Source organism: Micromonospora sp. KC213 (assembly GCF_004348325.1).
GTDB lineage: Bacteria > Actinomycetota > Actinomycetes > Mycobacteriales > Micromonosporaceae > Micromonospora.
In genome coordinates this window covers 59,519-78,598 of record NZ_SMKF01000005.1, presented here as the reverse complement: position 1 = coordinate 78,598, position 19,080 = coordinate 59,519, and the positions used below count along the sequence as shown (strand labels likewise).

Sequence of the window (19,080 nt, the reverse complement as noted above, 5' to 3'; positions counted from 1 at the left end):
GCCCCGTGACGCCCGGGCTGAACCTCGCGCTGTTGCTGGGCGCCGTCGTCCTGCTGGTCGCCGTCGGCGCGGTCCGCCTCTCCACCCGGCTCGGCGTGCCGAGTCTCCTGGTCTACCTCGCGCTCGGAGTGGCGATCGGGAAGTCCGGCCTGGGTATCGCGTTCGACGACGCGGAGCTGACCCGGGTGCTGGGTTTCTGCGCGCTGATCGTGATCATCGCCGAGGGTGGGCTCACCGCCCGGTGGAGCACCCTGCGCCCGGTACTCGGGATGGCGGCGGCGCTCGCCACGGTGGGGGTGCTGGTCAGCGTGCTGGCCGTCGGTGCCGTGCTGCACCTGCTGCTCGAGCTGGACTGGCGGTTGGCGCTGCTCTACGGTGCCGTGCTCTCGTCCACCGATGCGGCGGCGGTCTTCGCCACGCTGCGCCGGCTGCGCCTGCCGCCCCGGCTGGTGGCCACCCTGGAGGCGGAGTCCGGCATGAACGACGCCCCGGCGGTGATCCTGGTGGTGCTGCTGTCGGTGGGCACCACCGAGGGCCACCCCTGGTGGTACGAGGTTCTCCTGGTCGGGTACGAACTGGGCGCGGGTGCGGCGGTGGGCGTGGCGGTCGGGGTCGCCGGGCGGTACGCGCTGCACCGGGTGGCGCTGCCCTCGTCCGGCCTGTACCCGATCGCGGTGGTCGGTTTCACGGTGCTGGCGTACGGCGCGGGCGCGGTGCTGCACGCCTCCGGTTTCCTCGCCGTCTACGTGGCGGGTGTGTTACTCGGCAACGCCCGGCTGCCGCACCGGCAGGCCATCCTCGGGTTCGCCGACGGGCTGGCCTGGCTGGCCCAGATCGGGCTGTTCGTGCTGCTCGGCCTGCTGGCGGAGCCGGGCCGGCTGCCCGCGGCCGTGCTGCCGGCCGTGGTGACCGGGCTGGCCCTGCTGTTGGTCGCCCGGCCGCTGTCGGTGTTCGTCTCCGCGCTGCCGTTCCGGTTCCGGCTGCGCGAGCAGGCCTTCCTGTCGTGGGCGGGGCTGCGCGGGGCGGTGCCGATCGTGCTCGCCACCATTCCGCTGTCGGAGCGGGTCCCGGGGGCCGACCGGCTCTTCGACGCGGTCTTCGTCCTGGTGGTGATCTTCACCCTGTTGCAGGCGGGGACGCTCGCACCGGCGGCCCGCCGGCTGGGGGTGACCGCGCCGGCGGAGCTGACCGAGATCCGGGTGGAGACCGCCCCGCTGGAGCGGATGCGGGCGGACCTGCTCCAGCTGGAGGTGCCGGCTGGCTCCCGGCTGGCCGGGGTGCACGTGGACGAGCTGCGGTTGCCGGTGGGTGCCTCGGTGACGCTGGTGCTGCGTGACGGCACGGGTTTCGTCCCCGGCCCGGACACCCGGCTGAGGGCCGGGGACAGCCTGCTGATCGTGGCGACGGCGGGGGCACGGGACGAGGTCGAGCGGCGGTTGCGGGCGGTCAGCCGGCGGGGTCGTCTCGCCAGGTGGTTTGGCGAGTACGGGGAGGATCGGGACGGCTGATCTGCTAGCGTTCCTTTTGCCCTGGTTAGGGCTTACTCGGGGCTGAAGAGCGGTACGACGGTGCGGCACGTTGTCGGACGCCTGTACGTTCCGTATTCTTGCCCATCTCCGGAGTGCGCGGCCCGCGTCGCCGCGCACCCGTTCTGTTCCATGGGGGGCGCCAGGCCGGTGACCCCTGGCACCGCCGACCGCCGCGTGACGCGGCTGAGGGAGCTGACGATGGCGAAGCCAGCCGACACCAGGACCGCCGGCCGTAAGCCGGCGGCGAAGGCCACCCGCAGCGCGGCGGAGACGGAGAAGATCCGGGCGGCCCTGGCGGCTCGACGCGACGAATTGCGCGCCGAGTACGATCAGACGCTGAGCGAGATCACCGAGCTGCAGCGCGACCGGCTGACCGACTCGGCCGGGGACGACCAGGCCGACACCGGCACCAAGACGTTCGAGCGCGAGCAGGAGATCTCCCTCGCCAACAGCATCCGGGAACGGATCACGCAGGTCGAGCGGGCGCTGGAGCGGCTCGACGAGGGTGGCTACGGATGGTGCGAGCGGTGCGGGAACCCGATCCCGGTGGAGCGGCTCGCCGCCTTCCCGTCGGCGACTCTCTGCGTGTCCTGCAAGCAGCTGGAGGAGCGGCGCTGACATCCGCTCCCCGGTGACCACGAGACGGCGGCACGCCGTCGCAGATGTCGATGGGGAGTCGATGACCACAGCACCGACCGCCGGATCCGGCACCGCAGGGCCGGGCGGCGCGCCCAACCGCCGGGCGGTCGTGGTCCTGGCCAGCATCGCCCTGGTGGCCCTGCTGGCCGACCTGCTCACCAAGCACCTGGCGTTGCAGACCCTGGACGGCCGCCCGCCGGTGCGGCTGCTCGGCGGCGCGGTCTACCTGACCCTGACCCGCAACAGCGGGGCGGCCTGGAGCATCGGCGCCGACCACACCTGGGTCTTCCCGCTGATCACCATCGGGGTGGTCGGCTGGATCGTGTGGATGGCGCTGCGGCTGCGGTCGCTGCCGTGGGCGGTCTCCCTCGGCCTGGTGCTCGGTGGGGCGCTCGGCAACCTCGTCGACCGGATCTTCCGTGCGCCCGGGCACTTCGTCGGGCACGTGGTGGACATGGTCAGCCTCTTCGACCCGTACGGCCGGGTCTGGCCGGTGTTCAACCTCGCCGACAGCGCCCTGGTCTGCGGCGTGCTGCTGGCCGTGGTGCTGGAGCTGACCGGGCGCCAGCGCGACGGCAGCCGGATCGGCAAGGGCGCCGGCGGGAACGCCGCCGGCGCGCCGTCCGGCACCGGGACCGAGCAGCGGGAGCGGGCATGACCTCGGCCTTCGCCGCAGGCGGCGACCACCGTTCCCTGCCCGTCCCCGACGGACTCGACGGCATGCGGTTGGACCAGGCCGTCGCTCGCCTCTTCGGGCTCTCCCGCACCACCGCGGCGGCCCTGGTCGACGCCGGGGACGCCCTGGTCGACGGCACCGTCCGGCCGAACTCGTACAAGGTGAAGGCCGGTTCCTGGCTGGAGGTGACGCTGCCGGCCCCACCCGCCCCGCCGACGGTGGTGCCGCAGGCCGTGCCGGGCCTGCGGGTGGTCCACGCCGACGACGACATCGTGGTGGTCGACAAGCCGGTCGGGGTGGCTGCCCACCCCAGCCCCGGCTGGACCGGGCCGACGGTGATCGGGGGCCTGGCCGGTATCGGCCACCGGATCTCCACCAGCGGGGCCGCCGAGCGCCAGGGCGTGGTGCACCGCCTCGACGTGGGCACCACCGGGATCATGGTGGTGGCCAAGAGCGAGCAGGCGTACACGGCCTTGAAGCGGGCGTTCAAGTACCGCGAGGTGGAGAAGCGCTACCACGCCGTGGTGCAGGGCCATCCCGATCCGCTGCGCGGCACCATCGACGCCCCGATCGACCGGCATCCGCACCACGACTACCGCTGGGCGGTGGTCTCCGGCGGCAAGCCCAGCGTCACCCACTACGACACCCTGGAGGCGTTCCCCGCCGCCAGCCTGCTCGACGTGACGCTGGAGACCGGCCGGACACACCAGATCCGGGTGCACTTCTCCACCCTGCGGCACCCGTGTGTGGGCGACCTCACCTATGGCGCGGACCCGACCCTGTCCGCCCGGCTGGGGTTGACCCGGCAGTGGCTGCACGCCCGGTCGTTGAGCTTCCGGCATCCACGCACCGGCGACGAGGTGACCTTCGTCAGCGAGTACCCGGACGACCTGGCGCGCGCGCTGGCGATCCTGCGCGACTGACATGTCCGAGCCACCGCCGGCGCCGTCGGCTGGTCCACCACCACCGGCGCCGGCCGAGCGGCAGCGTCGCAGCCGACCCGGCTGGTGGGGTTGGGCGGCGCTGCTGTGCCTCGGCGCGGTGCTACTCACCGCCGCCGGGCTGGACCGCCGCGCCGCGCCGGCCGGCGACCGCACCGTCGGCGAGGTCACCCGGGTCGGCGTCCGGCAGGGCGAGGCGATTGCGGGGTACCTGCGGGCCGCCGAGGCGGAACTGGTCACGCTGCCGCCGGGCGCGGCGTACGCCCTGGTCTCCTTCGACGCGTACCTGCCGCCGGGAAGGCTGCCGGCGCTGCTGGCCGGCGTCGAGGTCGCCCGGGTCATCGTCCGGGTGCCGCTACCGGACCGGCAGACCGAGGTGGTCCGGTTGGCCGCGTACCGGCTCCCGCAGGACGTGGTCTCCGGTATGGCGACGCTGGCCGACCGGAAGGACCGGGAGGCCGCCGACCAGCGGGTTCGGGCGGCGAACGCCGTCGACGCCGAGCTGCGCCGGGTGTACGACACCGGCGCGCAGGTCGCCGCGCGGGAGGCGGCGGCGTACCGGGCGGCGTGCGGGTGCGTCTACGCGGCGCTGGTGCGCGGCGGACCGGACGTGCTGCGGGCGCTGGCCGCCCGGCCCGGCGTCCGTGGCGTCGACCCGGCGCCCGAGGTACGCCGGCTGGAGCGCACGGTGCTCACCCCGCCACTGCCCGAACAGCACGACGTGGCCCGCCCGCCGGCGGACACAGCACTCGTGCCGACCGGCCCGCCGGTGGGCGATTCGTCGGAAGCGGCACCGGCAGTGACCAGTTCCTCACCACCATTCCCCGTCGGTGGTGCCGTACCCAAACCGGCCGTGACCTCCTGAAACTCGCAGCGGGTCGGCTTCCTGGCCCGAAATGTGGCAAGAATGCCGCACGGGGATGTGCACGGACAGGTGTGGTCCGAATAGGGTTTCGTTCGTAGCCTGTCAGGCGGAGATCGATGGCGCGGGAGGGCGAGCCTTGGACGGCACCGAGACCGGCTGGGGTCGGTCGGCCGAAGCGGCACCGCGATGGCGGGCGCTGCTCGACCGTGCCCGCCTCGGTGGCCGGGGCGCCGAGCACGGGGAGCCCGAGCGCCGGGCGGAGGAGCCGCCGCGCGAGCCGCTACCCCGGCGCGCGCAGGGCAACGACTGGGCGGGGCGGGGCTCGGCCGCCGTGCCGCCGCCGGCGTACGGTACCGAACCCGGTTACCGGCCGGAGGGGATATACCGCGCCGACCCGGCCTACCACGCCCAATCCGACCACCCGCAGCCGACGTACCCGCCCGACCCGGCCTACCGGCCCGACCCCGCCGGGTACGGGGAACCGCCGGCCGAGTCGCGGTACGCGCTGCTGGACAACGGCTACCGGCACGAGCCGCCGCCGGTGGAGTCCCGCTACACGCCGCTGCTCGACGATGGCTACCGGCCTGGCTACGCCCCGCCCGAGCCGGCGTACCCGCAGCCGCCGACCTACCCGTCGCAGCCCGCCTACCAGCCGGAACCGCCCTACCAGCCCGAGCCCACCTACCAGTCGGCGGCGTACCCGCCGGCGGTGGTGACCGACCGGGGCTACCCGGCGCGGATCGAGCCGGCCCGGATCGAGTGGCGGGCGCAGACCCCGCAGGACGAGCAGGAACGGGCCGCCGCCGTCCTCCGCCGCGACCTGGGCACCCCGCGGGTGCTCGCGTTCGCCAACCCGAAGGGCGGGGTGCACAAGACCACCGCCACCGTGCTCGCCGCGGCCACCGTGGGCAGCGTCCGCGGCCGGGGCGTGCTGGCGTGGGACGACAACGAGCTGCGGGGCACCCTCGGGCTGCGTGCCGGCAGTGCCCGGCACGCCCGGACGATCCGACACCTGATCAGCGACCTGGCGCACATCGAGATCCGCGAGGGCGCCGAGCTGCTGGCGGCCCTCGACGACTACCTGCGGCACGCGTCCGACGGCTCGTACGACGTGCTGGCCGGGGAGGAGAGCCCTCGGTTCGCCCAGCGGCTGGACCAGTTCACCGTCAAGCGGGTGCTGGAGCTGCTGCGCCGCACCCACGACGTGGTCTGCGTGGACACCGGCAACAACGTGGAGAGCCCGAACTGGCGGACGGTGATGAACGCCGCCGACCAGCTCGTGGTGACCACCGTGCCCCGGGAGGACGCCGCGTTCAGCGCCGACTGGATGCTGGACCTGCTGCACGAGGTGGGCATGGGCGAGTTGGCCGACAACGCGGTGACCCTGATCTCCTGCCCGACGCCGGGCCGTACCAGTCTCCAGGCCGACCTGGAACGGCACTTCGCCACCCGGACCCGGGCGGTGGCCGTGGTGCCGTACGACCCGGCGCTGGAGACCGGTTCCTCGATCGACTACCACCAACTCCAGCCCGAGACCCGGCAGGCGTGGCTGCGGGCTGCGGCGGTGATGCTGGAGCCGTTCGCCCGCTGAGGGGTGCCGGGCCACCGCCGCCCCGCCGCGCCGCCACACCTGAGAAGATCGTCCGGTGAGCCCGGACACCTCCGAACCGCAGCGGCCCGTCGACCGTCCCGACGAGCCGGCCGCCGCCCTGCGGTCCTGGCCGGCGTACACCGGCGGCCCGCAGCCGGTCGAGCCGCCCCGGCGCGGCGTGGTGGTGGCCACCGCGACCCTGTTCGGGCTGACCGCCCTGGGGGTGCCACTCGGTCTGCTCTGGGCCGCTGTGGCCCCGGGCACCCCGGTGGTCAAGACCGCCGACGGTGCCATCTACGCCCAGCCGCAACCGGAGCAGCCGATCGCCGCCGACGGCTGGTTCAGCCTGCTCGGACTCGGCTTCGGGGTGCTCGCCGCGATCGGGCTGTGGGTACTGCTGCGCCGCCGCCGAGGGCCCGCCGTGCTCGGTGTGGCCGCCCTCGGCGCGCTCGGGGCCGCGCTGGTCGCCTGGCAACTGGGTCGGCGCATCGGGCTGGCCGACTACGAGCGGCTGCTCGCCGCCGCCCCAGAGGGCACCGCCTTCAGCAAACCCGCCGACCTGCGCGCGGGCGGCATCGAGTGGGTCTTCGGCGTGCTGCCGGTGCCCTTCGGCAACGTGCTGCTGCCGGCGTTCGCCGCCGCCGTGACGTACACCCTGCTGGCCGGTTGGTCCCGGTGGCCGTCGCTGCGCCCGGAGCCCGATCCGCTGCCCGACCCCGCCTACGGCCAGCCGTCGCCTGTGCCCGGCCCGGGCTGGCCGGCTCCGCTGCCCGCGCCCGGCCACGGCCAACTGCCGCACAACCCCGCCCCGGGGTGGCCGGACCCGGACACCGCTCCCGCCGCGGGCGGGATCAGTTGGGAGCCGGTGGAGCGGCCAGCTCCGTCAGCGGCACCGGAACCGCCCGGACCTGACGCAGCAGAGCCGCCTCGCGGTTGAGCAGCCGCAACTCGGCGCGGAGCCGGGCGGCGGTGTCGTCGATGGCCAGCAGCCGTTGCCGGTCCGTCACGGTCAACGCGGCGGTCGCCGCCACCAGGTGGGACAACACCGTCGGGTCCTCCGGCAACTGCTCGGAGACCTCCTGTTCGCCGGGGCGGACCAACCCCAGGTACTGCCGGAACACCGCGATCACCCGGGCCGCCAGCAACTCGGTCACCTCGTTGGCGCCCGCCGGCTCCGGCAGCCACGCCACCTCGGCGGTCAGGTACGGCGCGGCGGTCCGGTCGACGTCGACGACGCGGAACCGTCGCCGCCCGACCGTGACGATCTCGAAGCCGCCGTCGTCCAGCTCGGTGACCTGCCGCAGCTCGGCCGTGCAGCCCACCTCGTGCAGCACCACCTCGTCCCCGCCCGGCCCGGCCCGGCCCGCGCCCGGAGCGACCTCCCAGCCGCGGCGGATCGCCACGACGCCGAACTCGCGGGGCGCCCCCTGCGGCCGCCCGAGCAGGTCGCGGACCAGGGCCCGGTAACGCTCCTCGAAGATGTGCAGCGGCAGCACCAGACCGGGAAAGAGCACCGTTGCGAGTGGGAACACCGGCAGCCGTGCGGTCACGCGTCCGAGCCTAGCCCGAGTCCGCGCGGGCGGCGTGTCCCGGCTCACCGTCCCGCCGTCCGGACGGTGCGGGTCGCCTACGTGTCCGCCCGCCTAGACTCGCAGGGGTGTTGAATCGGATCGACCTGCGCGGCGGGGCCCGTGACCCGCGTCGCCTGCTGCCCCGTGCCCAGCTCGACGTCTCCGTGGCCGTCGAGCGGATCCGTCCCCTGGTGGAGGCGGTCCGCGAGCATGGGTACCCGGCGATCCGAGAGGCCAGCGCGCGGTTCGACGGGATCAGCCCCGAGGTGCTGCGGGTTCCCGCCGAGGTGATCGCCGAGGCCGAGGGGACGCTGGACCCGCAGGTGCGCGCCGCGCTGCTGGAGTCGATCACCCGGGTTCGGAAGGTGCACGCCGACCAGCGCCGCGTCGACCACACCACGCAGGTGGTGCCGGGCGGCACGGTGACCGAGCGGTGGCTGCCGGTCGACCGGGTCGGCCTCTACGTCCCCGGCGGCCTGGCGATGTACCCGTCGACCGTGGTGATGAACGTGGTCCCGGCCCAGGTGGCCGGGGTCCGCTCGCTGGTCGTGGTCAGCCCGCCGCAGCGGGAGAACGGCGGCCTGCCCGACCAGCGGGTGCTCGCCGCCTGCGCGCTGCTCGGCGTCGACGAGGTGTACGCCGTCGGCGGCGCCCAGGCGGTGGCGATGCTCGCCCACGGCGCGGCGGTCGATCCCGAAGGCACGCTGTTCTGCGACCCGGTCGACCTGATCACCGGCCCGGGCAACATCTGGGTGACCGCCGCCAAGCGGCTGCTGCGCGGCGTGGTCGGCATCGACGCCGAGGCCGGCCCGACCGAGATCGCCATCCTGGCCGACGACACCGCCGACCCGGCGCACGTGGCCGCCGACCTGATCAGCCAGGCCGAGCACGACCCGCTGGCGGCGAGTGTGCTGGTCACCCCGTCGGTGGCGCTGGCCGACGCGGTCGACGCGGAGCTGGCCCGGCAGGTGCCGGCCACCAAGCACGCCGAGCGGGTGGGCACCGCGCTGCGCGGCGAGCAGAGCGGTGTCGTGCTGGTCGACGACCTGACCGCCGGGCTGCGGGTGGTCGACGCGTACGCCGCCGAGCACCTGGAGATCCAGACCGAGAACGCCCGCGAGTGGGCACTGCGGGTCCGCAACGCCGGGGCGATCTTCGTGGGGGCCTGGTCGCCGGTGTCGCTGGGCGACTACTGCGCCGGCTCCAACCACGTACTGCCCACCGGCGGCTGCGCCCGGCACTCCTCCGGGCTGTCCGTGCAGTCGTTCCTGCGCGGCGTTCACCTGGTGGAGTACACCCGGGAGGCGCTGCGCGAGGTGGCCCCGCACGTGGTCACCCTGGCCACGGTGGAGGACCTGCCGGCACACGGCCAGGCGGTCAGCGTACGGTTCGCGGGGGAGACGTCGTGACCACGCTCGACGAGCTGCCGATCCGCGACGACCTGCGGGGCCTGACGCCGTACGGGGCGCCGCAGCTGGACGTCGCGGTGCGGCTGAACACCAACGAGAACTCGTACCCGGTGCCCGGTCCGGCGGTCGACGCGATCGGCCGGGCCCTCGCCGCCGAGCTGCGCGACCTCAACCGCTACCCCGACCGTGACGCGGTGGCGCTCCGCGCCGACCTGGCCGGGTACCTGGGTCACGGCCTCACCGTCGACCAGGTCTGGGCGGCCAACGGCTCCAACGAGATCCAGCAGCAGCTGCTCCAGGCGTTCGGTGGTCCGGGGCGCGCCGCGCTCGGCTTCGTCCCGGCGTATTCGATGCATCCGCTGCTGGCCCTGGGCACCGGCACCCGGTGGATCCCGGCCGCCCGTGGCGTCGACTACGGGCTGAGCGCCGGCGAGGCGGTCGACCAGGTCCGGCGGCACGCGCCCGACGTGGTGTTCCTCTGCTCGCCGAACAACCCCACCGGCACCGTGCTGGATCCGGCCGTGGTCGCCGCGGTGCTCGACGTGGCGCCCGGCATGGTGGTCGTGGACGAGGCGTACGCCGAGTTCGCCCGGCCGGGCACGACCAGCGCCCTGGCGATGCTGCCGGGGCACCCGCGGCTGGTGGTCACCCGCACCATGAGCAAGGCGTTCGGCTTCGCCGGCGGGCGGCTGGGCTACCTGGCCGCCGATCCGGCGGTGGTGGCGGCGGTGCAGCTCGTGCGGCTGCCGTACCATCTCTCGGCGCTGACCCAGGCCGCCGCCCGGGCGGTGCTGGCGCACCGCGAGGCGCTGCTCGGCACCGTCGAGGCGATCATGGCGCAGCGCGACCGGATCGTCACCGAGCTGCGCGCCCGGGGTCACCGGGTGGCCGACAGCGACGCCAACTTCGTGCTGTTCGAGGTCGGCGGCGACCAGGCCGACGCCTGGCGCACCCTGCTCGACGCGGGCGTCCTGGTCCGCGACGTCGGCCTGCCTGGCTGGCTGCGGGTCACCGCCGGCACCCCCGCCGAGACCGACGCGTTCCTCGCCGCAATGGAGAAGCTTTCGTGGGAGCGCGAGCAGTGAGCTCGCGGGTCCCGCAGTCGCGACCGAAAGGCAGACCATGAGTCGCACCGCCCGGGTGGAGCGGATCACCAAGGAGACCAACGTCCTGGTCGAGCTGGACCTCGACGGCGCCGGCAGGGCCGAGATCAGCACCGGGGTCGGCTTCTACGACCACATGCTGCACCAGATCGCCCGGCACGGCGGGTTCGACCTCACCGTGCGTACCGTCGGTGACCTGGAGATCGACGCCCACCACACGATGGAGGACACCGCGCTCGCCCTGGGCGCCGCGTTCGACCAGGCGCTGGGGGACAAGGCCGGCATCCGGCGCTACGGCTCGGCCACCGTCCCGATGGACGAGGTGCTGGTCCGGGCGGCCGTCGACCTGTCCGGCCGGCCGTACGTGGTGCACGACGAGCCGGCCCTGGCGCCGTACATCGGCCCGGTCTACCCGACCAGCATGACCCGGCACATCTGGGAGTCCTTCGGCCAGGCGGCCCGGATCACCCTGCACGTGGACGTGCTGCGTGCCGCCCGCCCGGGCGGCCACCCGGACGCCCACCACGTGGTGGAGGCCCAGTTCAAGGCGGTCTCCCGGGCGCTGCGGGAGGCCACCGCGCTGGACCCGCGCAACGCGGGCGTGGTGCCCAGCACGAAGGGGGCGCTGTGACGGGCGCGTGGCTCGGCGCGGCGGCCGGGACCGGAGGGCGGCGCTGATGGGCGGGGTGCTGCCGACGCTGTTGCTGATCCTCGCCGGGGTGCTGGTCGGCGGGACGTGGTCGTTGATCCGGCAGGGCGCGCCGCGCGGCGCGGTGGTGGTCACCGGGCTGCTCGCCGCGCTGGCCACCGTCGCCGGGGTGCTCTGGCTGCTGCCGGGGGAGGGCTGATGGGCAAGCGGATCGTGGTGCTCGACTACGGCTCGGGCAACCTGCGGTCGGCCGAGCGGGCGCTGGAGCGGGCCGGCGGGCGGGTGACCGTCACCGCCGACCTGGTCGCCGCCGCCGAGGCGGACGGCCTGGTGGTGCCGGGCGTCGGTGCCTTCGCCGCCTGCATGGCGGGCATCGAGGCGCTCGGCGCGGGCCCGGTGATCGCCGAGCGGGTCGCCACCGGCCGACCGGTGCTGGGCATCTGCGTCGGGATGCAGGTGCTCTTCGCGCACGGCGACGAGCACGGGGTGGTCACCAAGGGCCTGGGTCTGCTGCCCGGCGGGGTCACGAAGTTGTCCGCCCCGCGGCTGCCGCACATGGGCTGGAACACCGTCGACGCGCCGGCGGACTCGGTGCTGCTGGCCGGGCTGCCGGCCGAGGCCCGGTTCTACTTCGTCCACTCGTACGGGGTGACCGACGTGGCCGGCCTGGTGGCGGCCGGCGCGACGGTGACCACGGCGCACCACGGGACGGACTTCGTCGCCGTCGTGGAGCGGGGCCCACTGTCGGCGGCCCAGTTCCACCCGGAGAAGTCCGCCGACACCGGGGCCGCGCTGCTGCGTAACTGGCTGGCCACGGTTGGCTGAGCCGGCCGGCCGGACGGTGCTCCGGTGAGCAGGGAGCGGGCGCGTCGGCGGGCCGAACGGGAGGCGCGGGCCGCCCGGGAACGTCTGGTGCGCCAGCGTCGGCTGGCCCGCCGGGAACGTCGGCGGGCCCTGGTCCGTCGGCTCACCCCGCAGTGGCGGCGGGGCCGGACCGGGCGGCTGGCCCGGCGTACCCGTAGGGAGCGGGCCGCCATCGTCGGTCTGAGCCTGGCCGCGTTGCTCGGTGTCTGGATGTTCGTCGACGACCGGGCCCTCCGGCTGGTGCTGGTCGTCCTGCTGCTGCTGGTCCTGCCCGCGGTCGTGGTGATCGCGCTGGACCGTCGGATCTGACCGAGGAGAAGAGAAGTTGAGCCTCACCCTGTTGCCCGCCGTGGACGTCGCCGACGGCCGGGCCGTCCGGCTCGTGCAGGGCGCCGCCGGTAGCGAGACCGCGTACGGCGATCCTCTGGAGGCCGCGCTGGCCTGGCAGGCCGACGGTGCCGAGTGGATCCATCTGGTGGACCTCGACGCCGCGTTCGGTCGGGGATCCAACGCGCACCTGCTCGCCGAGGTGGTCCGCCGGCTCGACGTGAAGGTCGAGCTCTCCGGCGGCATCCGGGACGACGAGTCGCTGAGCGCGGCGCTGGGCACCGGTGCCGCCCGGGTCAACATCGGCACCGCCGCCCTGGAGGATCCGCAGTGGTGCGACCGGATCTGCGGGGAGTACGGCGACCGGGTCGCGATCGGGCTGGACGTGCGGGGTCGTACCCTGTCGGCCCGGGGTTGGACCCGCGACGGCGGTGACCTCTGGGAGGTGCTGGAGCGGCTGGACAAGGCCGGCGCGTCCCGGTACGTGGTGACCGACATCACCAAGGACGGCACCATGCGCGGGCCGAACCTGGATCTGCTGCGCGAGGTCTGCGCCCGCACCGACGCCCCGGTGATCGCCTCCGGTGGCGTGTCGACCCTGGACGACCTGCGGGCGCTGGCCGCCCTGGAGCCGGTGGGGGTGGAGGGTGTGATCGCCGGCAAGGCGCTCTACGCCGGGGCGTTCACCGTCGCCGAGGCGCTGGCGACGCTGCGGGCCGCGGGGTGACGGGAGCAGACGCCGTCGTCACCCGGCTGGGCTCGGGTGGCCCTTGGGAGGCCGTCTACGGCTACTCGCGGGTGGTTCGGGCCGGCGCGCTGGCCTGGACAGCCGGGTGCACCTCGACGGTGGACGGCCGGGTGGCGCACGTGGGGGACGCCGCGGCGCAGACCGCACAGGCGTTGCGGATCGGCCTGGCCGCGCTCGCCGAGGTGGGCGCGGAGCCGGCCGACGTGGTCCGGACCCGGCTGTACGTCACCGACCGGATCCACTGCGACGAGGTGGGCCGGGCGCACCAGGTGGTCTTCGGTGCGGTCCGTCCGGCAGCGACGATGCTGGTGGTGGCCGGGCTGGTCGATCCGGATCTGCTGGTCGAGGTGGAGTTGGAGGCGTACCTCGGCGACCGGTGACTCCGGCCGCTCTCCAGATGGGAGCGGCCACACACCCCGATAAGTTGTGCGCAATCTAATTGTGTACTACCGTTCCGGGGGTGACCGATGATCTGGTGCTGCGTCGACAGGTGTGCTTCGCGCTCTACGCCGCGTCCCGCGCCCTCACCGACGTCTACCGGCCCATCCTCGACGAGTTCGGCCTGACCTACCCGCAGTACCTGGTGCTGCTGGTGCTCTGGGAACGCGGCGACGACGCCCCCACGGTCTCCGAACTCGGCGCCGCGCTGCGGCTGGACTCCGGCACGCTCTCCCCGCTGCTCAAGCGGCTGGAAGCCGCGGGCCTGGTGGTCCGGTCCCGGTCCGCGCGCGACGAGCGGCGGGTGGAGGTGGGGCTGACCGCCGACGGTGCGGCCCTGCGGCAGCGGATCGGCGAGGTACCCGCGCGGGTCGCCCGCGCCACCGGCCTCACCCAGGCCGAGCTGGTCGCCCTGCGTGACAGCCTCACCCGGGTCACCGAGACGATCCACCGACAGAAGGAGCAGTGATATCCGTGCAGGTGCTCTACACCGCCTCCGCCCGCGCCACCGGTGACGGCCGCAACGGCCACGTCCGTACCTCCGACGGCACGCTCGACCTGGACCTGGCGATCCCGAAGGAGATGGGCGGCGCGGGCGACGCGGCCAACCCCGAGCAGCTCTTCGCCGCCGGCTACGCCGCCTGCTTCCACTCGGCGCTGCGCACGGTGGCCCGCAAGGCCCGGGCCGACGTCTCCGCCTCGGTCGTCGAGGCCGAGGTGGGCATCGGCGCGAACGGCAGCGGCGGCTTCGGGCTGACCGTCGCCCTCGTGGTCGACCTGCCCGCCCTGGACCGCGCCGCCGCCGAGCAACTCGTCGGGGCCGCCCACCAGGTCTGCCCGTACTCCAACGCGACGCGCGGCAACATCGACGTCGCGCTCACCGTCCGCGAGGTCGCGTCGGCCTGAGCATCACCCGCCGCCGCCGACGACGACCGCGTACGAGAGGGGAAACTCCCATGAGCACCAACCGTGAGATCCACCTGGCCTCCCGCCCACAGGGTTGGCCCACCGCCGACAACTTCCGCCTCGTCGAGACCGAGGTGCCGACCCCCGGCCCGGGCCAGATCCTGGTCCGCAACCAGTTCATGTCGGTCGACCCGTACATGCGGGGCCGGATGAACGACGTCGAGTCGTACGTGCCGCCGTTCGCGCTCGACGCCCCGCTCGACGGCGGCGCGGTCGGCGAGGTGGTAGCCAGCGAGGCCGACGGCATCACGGTCGGCGACACCGTCCTGCACGGTCTGGGCTGGCGCGAGTACGCCCTGGTCGACGCCCGAGCCGCCCGCCCGGTCGACCCGACCGTCGCCCCGCTCACCGCCTACCTGGGCGTGCTCGGCATGACCGGCCTCACCGCGTACGCCGGCCTGCTCGACGTGGCCGCCATGAAGCCGGGCGACACCGTCTTCGTCTCCGGCGCGGCCGGCGCGGTGGGCAGCATGGTCGGCCAGATCGCCAAGCTCTCCGGCGCCGCCCGGGTGATCGGCAGCGCCGGCTCGCCGGCCAAGGTCGAGCGGCTGCGCGCGCTCGGTTTCGACGCCGCCTTCGACTACCACGACGGTCCGGTGCGGGACCTGCTGCGGGCCGCCGCGCCGGACGGGATCGACGTCTACTTCGACAACGTCGGCGGCGAGCATCTGGAAGCCGCGATCGGCGCGATGAACCTGCACGGCCGGGCTGCCATCTGCGGCATGATCGCGCAGTACAACTCGACCGAGCCGCCGGCCGCCCCGCGCAACCTGGCGCTGGTCATCGGTAAGCGGCTCACCCTGCGCGGCTTCCTGGTCGGCGACCACGGCCACCTGCGCGACACGTTCGTCGCGGACGTGGCCGGTTGGCTGCGCGAGGGCAGGATCTCGCACGACGAGACGGTCGTCGAGGGCATCGAGAACGCCCCCGACGCGTTCCTCGGCATGCTGCGCGGCGAGAACCTGGGCAAGATGCTCGTCCAGGTGTGACCCCGAACTCGTTCCCGGCGGTCGACCCGGTCGGGTCGACCGCCGGGGCGTACGGGTTGGATAGGCTCACGGCATGACGGTGGCGGTACGGGTCATCCCGTGTCTGGACGTGGATGCCGGTCGGGTGGTCAAGGGGGTCAACTTCCTCGACCTGCGCGACGCCGGTGACCCGGTGGAGCTGGCCGCGGCGTACGACCGGGCCGGCGCCGACGAGCTGACCTTCCTCGACGTCACCGCCTCCGCCAGCGACCGGGGCACCACCCTCGACGTGGTCCGGCGCACCGCGGAGTCGGTCTTCATCCCGCTCACCGTCGGCGGCGGTGTCCGGCAGGTCGCCGACGTCGACACGCTGTTGCGCGCCGGCGCCGACAAGGTCGGGGTGAACACCGCCGCGATCGCCCGGCCGGAGCTGATCGCCGAGATCGCCGACCGGTTCGGCCGGCAGGTGCTGGTGCTCTCCCTGGACGTACGGCGGGCACCGGCGGGCACCACGGCGAGCGGCTTCGAGGTCACCACGCACGGCGGCCGGCGTGGCACCGGCCTGGACGCCGTCGAGTGGGCCGCCCGTGGCGCCGAGCTGGGCGCGGGAGAGATTCTGTTGAACTCGATGGACGCCGACGGCACCAAGGCCGGGTTCGACCTGGCGCTGATCCAGGCGGTTCGCGCGGTGGTCGACGTGCCGGTGATCGCCAGCGGCGGTGCCGGCGAGGTCGGGCACTTCCCGCCGGCGGTCGGTGCGGGCGCGGACGCGGTGCTCGCCGCCAGCGTCTTCCACTTCGGCGAGCTGACCGTGGGCGAGGTCAAGGACGAGCTGCGGGCCGCCGGCCACCCTGTGCGCTGACGCCGCCACCCCATCCGGCCAGCGCCGGCCTTCCTGTCCGGGCACCGGCCGCGACCGCCTCGCCCGGCCATCTTCTGGCCGTCCCGCGGGCGGTGTGGATCACGTCGGGCCGCGAGCGGGCGAAACGCCCCGGGGACCCCGCGGTCAGCGACCGGACCGGCCCTCGGGCGATCGGCGCGGTGCGGGAATCGACCGGACCAGGTACTCCTGCACCGCCGCGGCGTGCTCCTCCTCGGGCAGGTGCCACTCGGCGTCGCCGGGCGTGCCGTGCCGACGGGCCAACACCCCCTGCACGGTGTCCACGGTGGTCCCGAACCCGGCTCGCGGCCTGGTCCGCCAGAGCCGCTCCCCGTCCGGGGTGATCTCGAACCAGCCGTCGCTGACGCGGACCAGCCCAGAGCCGACCAGCCGGCGGACGGCCGTCTCGACGTCCTCCCGCTCGGGGATGCTCTGGTTGAGGTGGTCCGCTGTGGAGAGGACGTCCGCGAGCCGGACGCCCTCAGGGCGCCGGGAGTCGACGGCGCGGCGATGCCGTCCCGCCCCGCTCGCGATCACCAGTGACACGAAGATCCAGGCGTCCGTCCACCGCCATGCGTCCACCGCCATGCAGGGAATGATGCCCGGCGGTGTCGGCAGAGGAAACACCCACTTTCCGCCGGGCACGTCCGCGCAGCTCAGGACACGGGTACGGGGTTCGTCTCCGGAGCGGGTCGGTGACGGAGGGCGAAGACGGGGATGAACAACTGGCTCAGCGGGCCGATCGCCAGCGCGTACGCCAGCGTGCCGATGCCCACCGTGCCGCCGAGCAGGACGCCCGAGATCAGCACGACCACCTCGATGGCGGTGCGGACCAGCCGCACCGACCAGCGGGGACGCCGTGCGACCAGCCCGGTCATCAGTCCGTCGCGGGGGCCGGGGCCGAGGTCGGCACCGAGGTACAGGCCGGTGGCGGCGCCGTTGGCGACGATGCCGGTGACCAGCAGTACGACCCGGGCCGGCAGCGGAAGGTCGCCCGGGATGAACGCCACGGCCGCGTCGACGGCCAGCCCGATCACCACCACGTTGCTGAGCGTGCCGAGGCCCGGCCGCTGGCGCAGGGGGATCCACAGCAGCAGCACCGCCGCGCCGACCAGGATGCTCGCCGTGCCCACCGAGATCCCGGTCTGCCGGGACAGCCCCTGGTGGAAGACGTCCCACGGATTCAACCCGAGCCCGGAGCGGATCATCAACGCCATGCTGACGCCGTAGAGGACCAGGCCGGCGTAGAGCTGGGCCAGCCGCCGTGCCGGTCGGTGTCGGAGATTGCCAATCAGCGCCATGCATGCCAACCTAACGGCCAATGTTGCGGACAGTAGAACCAATTTCGGGAAGGTGGCCATGACAAGCCAGGTGCGCGGAGCCCAATTGGCCCGACTGTTGGGGCAGTGGCACGCCTTGCCGGGCCGTCGCCGCAGTCCGGACTACGCCGCCCTCGCGGCCGCCGTCCGTGGCCTGCTCGCCGACGGCCGGCTCGCGCTGGGGGTACGCCTGCCCGCCGAGCGGGAACTCGCCGAGGCGCTGCGGGTCAGCCGGACCACCGTCACCGCCGCCTACCGGCAGCTCCGCGAGACCGGCCACCTCGCCAGCCGACGCGGCGCGGGAAGCTGGACGATGCTGCCCGGCACCCACCGGGTCGCCAGCACCGGCCTGTGGACCCCGCTCGACGACCGCGACATGATCGACCTCGGGGTGGCCGCGCTGGCCGCCCCGCCCCAGCTCGTCCCGGCAGCCCGGGCCGCCACCGAGGACCTGCCGCGATACCTGGGCGGTGCCGGCTACCACCCGACCGGGATCATCGAGCTGCGCGACGCGGTGGCCCGGTCGTACACGGACCGTGGGCTGCCCACCAGTGCCGAGCAGATCATGGTCACCAGCGGCACCCAGCACGCGCTGGACCTCGTGCTGCGGCTGACGCTGGCCCCCGGCGGCACCGTGCTGGTCGAGTCCCCCACCTATCCCAACGCGCTGGCCGCACTGGCCGCGCGCCGCGCCCGGGTCAGCACCCACGGCCTGTCCACCGACGGCGTCGGCTGGGACCCGGACCTGCTGCTGGGCAGCCTCCGGCAGATCCGTCCCAAGCTGGCCTACCTGATCCCCGACTTTCAGAACCCGACCGGTCACCTGATGCCGGCCGAGCTGCGGGAGAAGGCGGTCGCCGCGGCGCACGCAGCCGGCACCGACCTGGTGGTCGACGAGTCCTTCGTGGACCTGCCGCTGGACGCCACCCCGATGCCTCCGCCGGTCGCCGCGTACGACCGGCACAGTCGGGTGATCAGCATCGGCGGGATGAGCAAGCCCTACTGGGGCGGGCTGCGGATCGGGTGGGTACGTGCCTCCGCGCCGCAGGTCCAGCGGCTCGCCGCCGCCAGGGTCGGCGTCGACATGGCCAGCCCGGTGCTCGACCAGCTCGTGGCGGTGCACCTGCTCGCCGACGCCCCGGCCATCGTCGAAGCCCGCCGGGCCCAGCTCGCCGCCCAACGCGACGCCCTGCTCGCCGCGCTCGCCGCACGGCTGCCCGACTGGCGGGTCACCTCGCCGTCCGGCGGCGTCACCCTCTGGGCCGAGCTGGACGGCCCGATCTCCAGCGCGCTCGCCCGCGCCGCCGAGGACGTCGGCGTACGGCTCGCGCCCGGCCCCCGGTTCGGCCTGGACGGCACCCTGGAGCGGTTCCTGCGGCTGCCCTTCACCCTGCCCGCAGCGGATCTGGAGGAGGCGGTGGGTCGGCTCGCGGCGGTCCGCTACGACCTGGACCGTTCCGCCCGCCGGCAGTGGCGGGAGGCCACGGTCATCGCCTGAGACCAACGCCCCTCGGTCGGTGCCGGCCGGGTGCTCCCCGCCACCACGTCCGACGGGTCCGCGGGCGATCGACGGCCCGGCTGGCGGCACGGCTGCCAG

23 protein-coding genes are annotated in these 19,080 nt (G+C 74.3%); 20 read left to right on the top strand and 3 right to left on the bottom strand.

What is annotated here, in order from left to right:
* The first annotated feature begins 5 nt into the window (after positions 1 to 5).
* The 7 genes from E1166_RS02825 to E1166_RS02795 all read left to right on the top strand — a co-directional run bounded on the left by E1166_RS02825 (position 6) and on the right by E1166_RS02795 (position 7,178).
* Complete coding sequence (locus tag E1166_RS02825) at positions 6 to 1,508, top strand: potassium/proton antiporter (protein WP_132335508.1); 1,503 nt, start codon at positions 6 to 8, stop codon at positions 1,506 to 1,508.
* A 219-nt stretch (positions 1,509 to 1,727) separates the two neighbouring features.
* The gene (locus E1166_RS02820) at positions 1,728 to 2,147 is read left to right on the top strand and encodes a TraR/DksA C4-type zinc finger protein (protein ID WP_132260623.1); all 420 of its coding nucleotides are present in this window, start codon (positions 1,728 to 1,730) and stop codon (positions 2,145 to 2,147) included.
* Positions 2,148 to 2,208: 61 nt separating this feature from the next.
* Complete coding sequence (lspA, locus tag E1166_RS02815; protein ID WP_132335506.1) at positions 2,209 to 2,826, top strand: signal peptidase II; 618 nt, start codon at positions 2,209 to 2,211, stop codon at positions 2,824 to 2,826.
* Positions 2,823 to 3,767, top strand: a complete 945-nt coding sequence (locus E1166_RS02810; protein WP_132260625.1) for an RluA family pseudouridine synthase — start codon at positions 2,823 to 2,825, stop codon at positions 3,765 to 3,767. The genes lspA and E1166_RS02810 overlap by 4 nt, the downstream gene beginning before the upstream one ends.
* Before the next feature lies 1 nt (position 3,768).
* Positions 3,769 to 4,650 carry a hypothetical protein gene (locus tag E1166_RS02805; RefSeq protein ID WP_207913961.1) on the top strand — a complete coding sequence of 294 codons (882 nt, stop codon included), beginning with the start codon at positions 3,769 to 3,771 and terminating at the stop codon, positions 4,648 to 4,650.
* A 136-nt stretch (positions 4,651 to 4,786) separates the two neighbouring features.
* Complete coding sequence (locus E1166_RS02800; RefSeq protein ID WP_132335504.1) at positions 4,787 to 6,241, top strand: AAA family ATPase; 1,455 nt, start codon at positions 4,787 to 4,789, stop codon at positions 6,239 to 6,241.
* Between the two features lie 55 nt (positions 6,242 to 6,296).
* The gene (locus tag E1166_RS02795; RefSeq protein WP_132335502.1) at positions 6,297 to 7,178 is read left to right on the top strand and encodes a DUF2567 domain-containing protein; all 882 of its coding nucleotides are present in this window, start codon (positions 6,297 to 6,299) and stop codon (positions 7,176 to 7,178) included.
* Here the strand turns inward: E1166_RS02795 and E1166_RS02790 are convergent.
* Positions 7,093 to 7,791 carry an LON peptidase substrate-binding domain-containing protein gene (locus tag E1166_RS02790; RefSeq protein WP_132335500.1) on the bottom strand — a complete coding sequence of 233 codons (699 nt, stop codon included), beginning with the start codon at positions 7,789 to 7,791 and terminating at the stop codon, positions 7,093 to 7,095. The genes E1166_RS02795 and E1166_RS02790 overlap by 86 nt on opposite strands.
* Positions 7,792 to 7,898: 107 nt before the next feature.
* Between E1166_RS02790 and hisD the strand changes: the two genes are divergently transcribed.
* The 12 genes from hisD to hisF all read left to right on the top strand — a co-directional run bounded on the left by hisD (position 7,899) and on the right by hisF (position 16,146).
* The gene (hisD, locus tag E1166_RS02785; protein WP_132335498.1) at positions 7,899 to 9,221 is read left to right on the top strand and encodes a histidinol dehydrogenase; all 1,323 of its coding nucleotides are present in this window, start codon (positions 7,899 to 7,901) and stop codon (positions 9,219 to 9,221) included.
* Positions 9,218 to 10,306, top strand: a complete 1,089-nt coding sequence (locus tag E1166_RS02780) for a histidinol-phosphate transaminase (RefSeq protein ID WP_132335496.1) — start codon at positions 9,218 to 9,220, stop codon at positions 10,304 to 10,306. Before hisD ends, E1166_RS02780 begins: the two co-directional genes overlap by 4 nt.
* A gap of 37 nt (positions 10,307 to 10,343) precedes the next feature.
* Positions 10,344 to 10,955 (top strand): imidazoleglycerol-phosphate dehydratase HisB, encoded by a 612-nt coding sequence (gene hisB / locus E1166_RS02775; protein ID WP_132335494.1) that lies wholly within the window; start codon positions 10,344 to 10,346, stop codon positions 10,953 to 10,955.
* 46 nt (positions 10,956 to 11,001) lie between these two features.
* Positions 11,002 to 11,172 carry a hypothetical protein gene (locus tag E1166_RS30720; RefSeq protein WP_165942457.1) on the top strand — a complete coding sequence of 57 codons (171 nt, stop codon included), beginning with the start codon at positions 11,002 to 11,004 and terminating at the stop codon, positions 11,170 to 11,172.
* Positions 11,172 to 11,798, top strand: coding sequence for an imidazole glycerol phosphate synthase subunit HisH (hisH, locus tag E1166_RS02770; RefSeq protein ID WP_132260632.1), 627 nt, complete (start codon positions 11,172 to 11,174; stop codon positions 11,796 to 11,798). The genes E1166_RS30720 and hisH overlap by 1 nt, the downstream gene beginning before the upstream one ends.
* Positions 11,799 to 11,822: 24 nt before the next feature.
* Positions 11,823 to 12,146, top strand: a complete 324-nt coding sequence (locus E1166_RS02765) for a hypothetical protein (protein WP_132335492.1) — start codon at positions 11,823 to 11,825, stop codon at positions 12,144 to 12,146.
* A gap of 16 nt (positions 12,147 to 12,162) precedes the next feature.
* A complete protein-coding gene (gene priA, locus E1166_RS02760; protein ID WP_132260634.1) occupies positions 12,163 to 12,891 on the top strand; it encodes a bifunctional 1-(5-phosphoribosyl)-5-((5-phosphoribosylamino)methylideneamino)imidazole-4-carboxamide isomerase/phosphoribosylanthranilate isomerase PriA in 729 nt (242 codons plus the stop codon).
* On the top strand, positions 12,888 to 13,292 hold the full coding sequence (locus E1166_RS02755) for a Rid family hydrolase (protein WP_132335490.1): 405 nt from the start codon (positions 12,888 to 12,890) through the stop codon (positions 13,290 to 13,292). The genes priA and E1166_RS02755 overlap by 4 nt, the downstream gene beginning before the upstream one ends.
* 80 nt (positions 13,293 to 13,372) lie before the next feature.
* The gene (locus tag E1166_RS02750; RefSeq protein ID WP_132335488.1) at positions 13,373 to 13,819 is read left to right on the top strand and encodes a MarR family transcriptional regulator; all 447 of its coding nucleotides are present in this window, start codon (positions 13,373 to 13,375) and stop codon (positions 13,817 to 13,819) included.
* A gap of 5 nt (positions 13,820 to 13,824) precedes the next feature.
* The gene (locus E1166_RS02745; protein WP_132335528.1) at positions 13,825 to 14,256 is read left to right on the top strand and encodes an organic hydroperoxide resistance protein; all 432 of its coding nucleotides are present in this window, start codon (positions 13,825 to 13,827) and stop codon (positions 14,254 to 14,256) included.
* Between the two features lie 50 nt (positions 14,257 to 14,306).
* A complete protein-coding gene (locus E1166_RS02740) occupies positions 14,307 to 15,305 on the top strand; it encodes an NADP-dependent oxidoreductase (RefSeq protein ID WP_132260637.1) in 999 nt (332 codons plus the stop codon).
* A gap of 73 nt (positions 15,306 to 15,378) precedes the next feature.
* A complete protein-coding gene (gene hisF, locus E1166_RS02735) occupies positions 15,379 to 16,146 on the top strand; it encodes an imidazole glycerol phosphate synthase subunit HisF (protein WP_132260638.1) in 768 nt (255 codons plus the stop codon).
* A gap of 144 nt (positions 16,147 to 16,290) precedes the next feature.
* Here hisF and E1166_RS02730 read toward each other — a convergent pair whose 3' ends face one another.
* Positions 16,291 to 16,752 carry a hypothetical protein gene (locus E1166_RS02730; RefSeq protein ID WP_132335486.1) on the bottom strand — a complete coding sequence of 154 codons (462 nt, stop codon included), beginning with the start codon at positions 16,750 to 16,752 and terminating at the stop codon, positions 16,291 to 16,293.
* A gap of 68 nt (positions 16,753 to 16,820) precedes the next feature.
* Entirely contained in the window at positions 16,821 to 17,465 is a 645-nt protein-coding gene (locus tag E1166_RS02725) for a hypothetical protein (protein ID WP_132335484.1), read from the bottom strand.
* 58 nt (positions 17,466 to 17,523) lie between these two features.
* Here E1166_RS02725 and E1166_RS02720 point away from each other — a divergent pair, with 58 nt between their 5' ends.
* A complete protein-coding gene (locus E1166_RS02720) occupies positions 17,524 to 18,981 on the top strand; it encodes a PLP-dependent aminotransferase family protein (protein WP_132335482.1) in 1,458 nt (485 codons plus the stop codon).
* The last annotated feature ends 99 nt before the right edge of the window (positions 18,982 to 19,080 follow it).

Coding starts and splice junctions, on each gene's coding strand:
- E1166_RS02730 (WP_132335486.1), bottom strand. CDS start 16,752: ATGGCGGTGGACGCATGGCGGTGGACGGACGCCTGGATCTTCGTGTCA.
- hisH (WP_132260632.1), top strand. CDS start 11,172: ATGGGCAAGCGGATCGTGGTGCTCGACTACGGCTCGGGCAACCTGCGG.
- E1166_RS02820 (WP_132260623.1), top strand. CDS start 1,728: ATGGCGAAGCCAGCCGACACCAGGACCGCCGGCCGTAAGCCGGCGGCG.
- E1166_RS02740 (WP_132260637.1), top strand. CDS start 14,307: ATGAGCACCAACCGTGAGATCCACCTGGCCTCCCGCCCACAGGGTTGG.
- hisF (WP_132260638.1), top strand. CDS start 15,379: ATGACGGTGGCGGTACGGGTCATCCCGTGTCTGGACGTGGATGCCGGT.
- E1166_RS02725 (WP_132335484.1), bottom strand. CDS start 17,465: ATGGCGCTGATTGGCAATCTCCGACACCGACCGGCACGGCGGCTGGCC.
- E1166_RS02720 (WP_132335482.1), top strand. CDS start 17,524: ATGACAAGCCAGGTGCGCGGAGCCCAATTGGCCCGACTGTTGGGGCAG.
- lspA (WP_132335506.1), top strand. CDS start 2,209: ATGACCACAGCACCGACCGCCGGATCCGGCACCGCAGGGCCGGGCGGC.
- hisB (WP_132335494.1), top strand. CDS start 10,344: ATGAGTCGCACCGCCCGGGTGGAGCGGATCACCAAGGAGACCAACGTC.
- E1166_RS30720 (WP_165942457.1), top strand. CDS start 11,002: ATGGGCGGGGTGCTGCCGACGCTGTTGCTGATCCTCGCCGGGGTGCTG.
- E1166_RS02805 (WP_207913961.1), top strand. CDS start 3,769: ATGTCCGAGCCACCGCCGGCGCCGTCGGCTGGTCCACCACCACCGGCG.
- E1166_RS02810 (WP_132260625.1), top strand. CDS start 2,823: ATGACCTCGGCCTTCGCCGCAGGCGGCGACCACCGTTCCCTGCCCGTC.